Here is a 5858-nt window from a genome sequence, read left to right on the forward strand (position 1 = left end):
CTTCACATTATTGCATAAAAAAACCCTTCATCGGTTTGATGAAGGGTTTCTAAGAAGAAGGCGGCGACATACTCTCCCACAATACAGCAGTACCATCTGCGCTAACGGGCTTAACTACTCTGTTCGGGATGGGAAGAGGTGAGCCCCGTTGCTATAGCCACCTTAAAAGGTAAGTTATAAGCCTCGAGCTTAAAACTGTTCTAATTGCTTAGAACTAATATCGTTGACATGATTAAAGAAACAAAAAAGTTACAAGTACCTGTACTACTCTTATAAAATAAGCATTTGGCGGCTCTGAGGTTTTGCGGCCTCAGAGCCATCGCGCATCAAGCTTTACGGATTATTAGTACTACTCGGCTATGACATTACTGCCTTTACACCTGTAGCCTATCAACGTGGTAGTCTCCCACGGTCCTTTAAAGAAATCTCATCTTGTGGTGGGTTTCGCGCTTATATGCTTTCAGCGCTTATCCCTTCCGAACGTAGCTACTCTGCAGTGCTCCTGGCGGAACAACAGATACACCAGAGGTTCGTCCAATCCGGTCCTCTCGTACTAGGATCAGGTCCACTCAAATTTCTAACGCCCACTGTAGATAGAGACCGAACTGTCTCACGACGTTCTGAACCCAGCTCGCGTGCCACTTTAATGGGCGAACAGCCCAACCCTTGGGACCTTCTCCAGCCCCAGGATGTGACGAGCCGACATCGAGGTGCCAAACCCCCCCGTCGATGTGAGCTCTTGGGGGAGATCAGCCTGTTATCCCCGGCGTACCTTTTATCCTTTGAGCGATGACCCTTCCATGCGGTGTCACCGGATCACTATGCTCTACTTTCGTACCTGATCGACCTGTATGTCTCTCAGTCAAGCTCCCTTTTGCCATTGCACTCTACGCACGGTTACCAAGCGTGCTGAGGGAACCTTTAGAAGCCTCCGTTACTCTTTTGGAGGCGACCACCCCAGTCAAACTACCCACCAAGCACTGTCCTTCCATTGGAAGTTAGGCTCTAAACAAGTAAAGGGTAGTATTTCAACAACGACTCCACCACACCTGGCGATGCAGCTTCAAAGTCTCCTACCTATCCTACACATCACTTGTTCAAAGTCAATACTAAGCTATAGTAAAGGTGCACGGGGTCTTTTCGTCCCACAGCGGGTAATCGGCATCTTCACCGATACTACAATTTCACCGAGCTCATGGCTGAGACAGTATCCAGATCGTTGCACCATTCGTGCAGGTCGGAACTTACCCGACAAGGAATTTCGCTACCTTAGGACCGTTATAGTTACGGCCGCCGTTTACTGGGGCTTCAGTTCAATGCTTCGCTAATGCTAACATCTCCCCTTAACCTTCCAGCACCGGGCAGGTGTCAGGCCCTATACGTCATCTTTCGATTTAGCAGAGCCCTGTGTTTTTGATAAACAGTCGCCTGGATCTTTTCACTGCGGCCCCCCATAAGGGGGCGACCCTTCTCCCGAAGTTACGGGCCAATTTTGCCTAGTTCCTTAGCCATGAATCTCTCGAGCACCTTAGAATTCTCATCCCAACTACCTGTGTCGGTTTAGGGTACGGGTTGCCTCCACTCGCTTTTCTTGGAAGTCGCTCCTCTGGATTATCACGCCGGCCGTAGCTTTTGTGTACTATCGGGGTGTTACCACTCCCTTCAACGTACTATTCCGTCAGTACGCACCAAATTTACGCCTCCGTCCGCTTTAACGTGGGGCAAGTAGCAGAATATTAACTGCTTGTCCATCGACTACCCCTTTCGGGTTCGCCTTAGGTCCCGACTAACCCTCAGCTGATTAGCATAGCTGAGGAAACCTTAGTCTTTCGGTGTGCGGGTTTCTCGCCCGCATTATCGTTACTTATGCCTACATTTTCTTTTGTAACCAATCCAGCATACCTCGCAGTACACCTTCACCTCTGTTACAATGCTCCCCTACCACTATAGTAAACTATAGTCCATAGCTTCGGTAATATGTTTATGCCCGATTATTATCCATGCCGAACCGCTCGACTAGTGAGCTGTTACGCACTCTTTAAATGAATGGCTGCTTCCAAGCCAACATCCTAGCTGTCTGGGCAGTTCAACCGCGTTTCTTCAACTTAACATATATTTTGGGACCTTAGCTGATGGTCTGGGTTCTTTCCCTCTCGGACATGGACCTTAGCACCCATGCCCTCACTGATATGAAACATTTTATAGCATTCGGAGTTTGTCAGGAATTGGTAGGCGGTGAAGCCCCCGCATCCAATCAGTAGCTCTACCTCTATAAAACTATCTATATCGCTGCACCTAAATGCATTTCGGGGAGTACGAGCTATTTCCGAGTTTGATTGGCCTTTCACCCCTACCCTCAGGTCATCCCAAGACTTTTCAACGTCAACGGGTTCGGTCCTCCACTATGTGTTACCACAGCTTCAACCTGCCCAAGGGTAGATCACACGGTTTCGCGTCTACCACTACCAACTATGGCGCCCTATTCAGACTCGCTTTCGCTACGGCTCCACAGCTGAACTGCTTAACCTTGCTGGCAACGGTAACTCGTAGGCTCATTATGCAAAAGGCACGCCGTCACCCCACTAAAGGGCTCCGACCGCTTGTAAGCGTATGGTTTCAGGATCTATTTCACTCCCTTATTCAGGGTTCTTTTCACCTTTCCCTCACGGTACTGGTTCACTATCGGTCTCTCAGGAGTATTTAGCCTTGGCGGATGGTCCCGCCGGATTCATACAGGGTTTCACGTGCCCCGCACTACTCAGGATACCACTATGCTTTATAACAACTTTCCTATACCGGGCTGTCACCGTCTATGGCCAAGCTTTCCAACTTGTTCTAGTTCATTGTACAAACAATATCGTGGTCCTACAACCCCAATAAGTCCGTAAACTCATTGGTTTGGGCTTCTGCGCGTTCGCTCGCCGCTACTAGCGCAATCACTATTGTTTTCTCTTCCTCCGGGTACTTAGATGTTTCAGTTCTCCGGGTTCGCTTCCTTACGGATGACATATCTTCAATATGCCGGGTTGCCCCATTCGGATATCTGCGGATCAACTTGTATGTGCCAATCCCCGCAGCTTTTCGCAGCTTATCACGTCCTTCATCGCCTCTGAGAGCCTAGGCATTCCCCATACGCCCTTATCTAGCTTGTATGCGCTTTGCTTAATGCTCTAATCTATTCTAACTTACGCTAGAACAGAAGTATTATAATGTATTACTTTATTAAATATTTCTATCTAATAGTGTTCTCGTATTCTTTGTTTCTTCAATATGTCAATGAACGTAGCGAATCAAAACCAATAATTATCTTATCAGCACTTCTTCGCGGCGAATCTCTTAAGATCTGCATCTCAAGGCATCGCCTTGTGGAGAATATCGGAGTCGAACCGATGACCTCCTGCGTGCAAGGCAGGCGCTCTAGCCAGCTGAGCTAATCCCCCATCATTTAGTTAATTGCTAACCAGTTATCAGTTAACAGTACTTATAACGGCTACTCAACCTCTAAAATTTCCTTTCAATGTTTCAAATGAACGTATCATAAACCTGATGGCTTACTCTTTCAAGTAGTCTCAGGCAGACTCGAACTGCCGACCTCTACATTATCAGTGTAGCGCTCTAACCAGCTGAGCTATGAGACTGTCCATAATAATCGAATTGACATAAGAATCAAGACCAAATTGGTCTCTGAACTTCCCTTTACTAATTGTCGCTTGTGTATTAAACACAAAGCTCTAGAAAGGAGGTGTTCCAGCCGCACCTTCCGGTACGGCTACCTTGTTACGACTTAGCCCCAGTTACCAGTTTTACCCTAGGCCGCTCCTCTCGGTGACGGACTTCAGGTACCCCCGGCTTCCATGGCTTGACGGGCGGTGTGTACAAGGCCCGGGAACGTATTCACCGCATCATGGCTGATATGCGATTACTAGCGATTCCAGCTTCACGGAGTCGAGTTGCAGACTCCGATCCGAACTGTGATAGGGTTTGAAGATTCGCATCCCCTCGCGGGGTAGCTGCCCTCTGTCCCTACCATTGTAGCACGTGTGTGGCCCAGGACGTAAGGGCCGTGATGATTTGACGTCATCCCCACCTTCCTCACGGTTTGCACCGGCAGTCTGGCTAGAGTTCCCGACATGACTCGCTGGCAACTAACCACAGGGGTTGCGCTCGTTATAGGACTTAACCTGACACCTCACGGCACGAGCTGACGACAACCATGCAGCACCTTGCAATTAGTCCGAAGAAGGGTCTGTTTCCAGACCTGTCCAACTGCATTTAAGCCCTGGTAAGGTTCCTCGCGTATCATCGAATTAAACCACATGCTCCACCGCTTGTGCGGGCCCCCGTCAATTCCTTTGAGTTTCATTCTTGCGAACGTACTCCCCAGGTGGGTTACTTATCACTTTCGCTTAACCACTCAGTCCTCAATTAGACCGAACAGCTAGTAACCATCGTTTACGGCGTAGACTACCAGGGTATCTAATCCTGTTCGCTACCTACGCTTTCGTCCCTCAGCGTCAATATATTATTAGTGATCTGCCTTCGCAATAGGTGTTCTGAGTAATATCTATGCATTTCACCGCTACACTACTCATTCCAACCACTTCATAATAATTCAAGAACAACAGTATCAATGGCAATTCTACAGTTGAGCTGCAGACTTTCACCACTGACTTATTATCCCGCCTACGGACCCTTTAAACCCAATGATTCCGGATAACGCTTGGACCCTCCGTATTACCGCGGCTGCTGGCACGGAGTTAGCCGGTCCTTATTCATACGGTACCGTCAAGCATCTACACGTAGATGTGGTTCTTCCCGTATAAAAGCAGTTTACAACCCATAGGGCCGTCTTCCTGCACGCGGCATGGCTGGATCAGAGTTGCCTCCATTGTCCAATATTCCTCACTGCTGCCTCCCGTAGGAGTCTGGTCCGTGTCTCAGTACCAGTGTGGGGGATCTCCCTCTCAGGACCCCTACCTATCGCGGTCTTGGTAAGCCGTTACCTTACCAACTAACTAATAGGACGCATACTCATCTTTAAGCCATAAATGTTTAATGTAATCTCCAGGTGAAGTCTACATACTATGGGGTATTAATCCACGTTTCCATGGGCTATCCCCCGCTTAAAGGCAGATTGTATACGCGTTACGCACCCGTGCGCCACTCGTCAGCAAAATAGCAAGCTATTTCCTGTTACCGTTCGACTTGCATGTGTTAGGCCTGCCGCTAGCGTTCATCCTGAGCCAGGATCAAACTCTTCATCGTTAAATCTTAAATATATTCAACAACTACTAAAGAAATTGCTCAGTATGACTTTTCTAGTCTTAATTCTTATACACTTGATTCTATCTCCTAAAAGATAAAACCCTTTGTCAATTCAATATATCAATGAACTTCATTGGTCTCCCAATCTGTCTTGTTAAAACCTAAGGAATCGAACCTTATTCTTACACCCCATCCGGTGGTTTTCTGTATTCTCAATCTGTAATTTGTGAACGTTTGCTTGCTCTCAAAGCGGGTGCAAATATACAACGCTTTTTCTTTACCAGCCAAAACTTTTTTAATAAAATTTTTGGTTTCTTTTTTCAAAAGCTTCCCTACCTTTACTCTCTCAGCCAGTTCTTAGAACGTCGCTTCGTTTTCAAAGCGGGTGCAAATATAAAACTACTTTCGCTCTCCAGCCAAATAAAATTTAAAGAAATTTAATTTTTATTTTTTTTGCCTTAGACCAACAATAGCCTACCCTTTACATATCTTTCAGTGAACTTTCGCCTTGCTCTCAAAGCGGCTGCAAATATACACTAACTTTTTTCTTTCCACCAAACTAAAATTTGAAAAATTTTAATTTAATTTTTGAT

1 protein-coding gene, 2 tRNA genes and 3 rRNA genes are annotated in these 5858 nt (G+C 46.9%); 1 reads left to right on the plus strand and 5 read right to left on the minus strand.

Translation table 11 applies throughout. From position 1 onward, the window contains the following. Positions 1 to 55 precede the first annotated feature (55 nt). The 5 genes from rrf to G529_RS0108300 form a co-directional block, all read right to left on the minus strand. Positions 56 to 165 (minus strand): 5S ribosomal RNA (gene rrf / locus G529_RS0108280). A gap of 157 nt (positions 166 to 322) precedes the next feature. Beyond that, positions 323 to 3154: ribosomal RNA gene (locus G529_RS0108285) — 23S ribosomal RNA — on the minus strand. Between the two features lie 212 nt (positions 3155 to 3366). After that, positions 3367 to 3440, minus strand: a tRNA-Ala gene (locus tag G529_RS0108290). Positions 3441 to 3564: 124 nt separating this feature from the next. After that, positions 3565 to 3638: transfer RNA gene (locus G529_RS0108295), tRNA-Ile, on the minus strand. A 97-nt stretch (positions 3639 to 3735) separates the two neighbouring features. After that, positions 3736 to 5265 (minus strand): 16S ribosomal RNA (locus tag G529_RS0108300). The 16S, 23S and 5S rRNA genes sit together here with 2 tRNA genes alongside, the layout of an rRNA operon. Positions 5266 to 5499: 234 nt before the next feature. On the opposite strand from G529_RS0108300, the gene G529_RS0108305 reads away from it, so the two are divergent. Continuing rightward, entirely contained in the window at positions 5500 to 5706 is a 207-nt protein-coding gene (locus tag G529_RS0108305; protein ID WP_026915088.1) for a hypothetical protein, read from the plus strand. Positions 5707 to 5858: the final 152 nt, after the last annotated feature.

Source organism: Christiangramia portivictoriae DSM 23547 (assembly GCF_000423045.1).
GTDB classification, from domain to species: domain Bacteria; phylum Bacteroidota; class Bacteroidia; order Flavobacteriales; family Flavobacteriaceae; genus Christiangramia; species Christiangramia portivictoriae.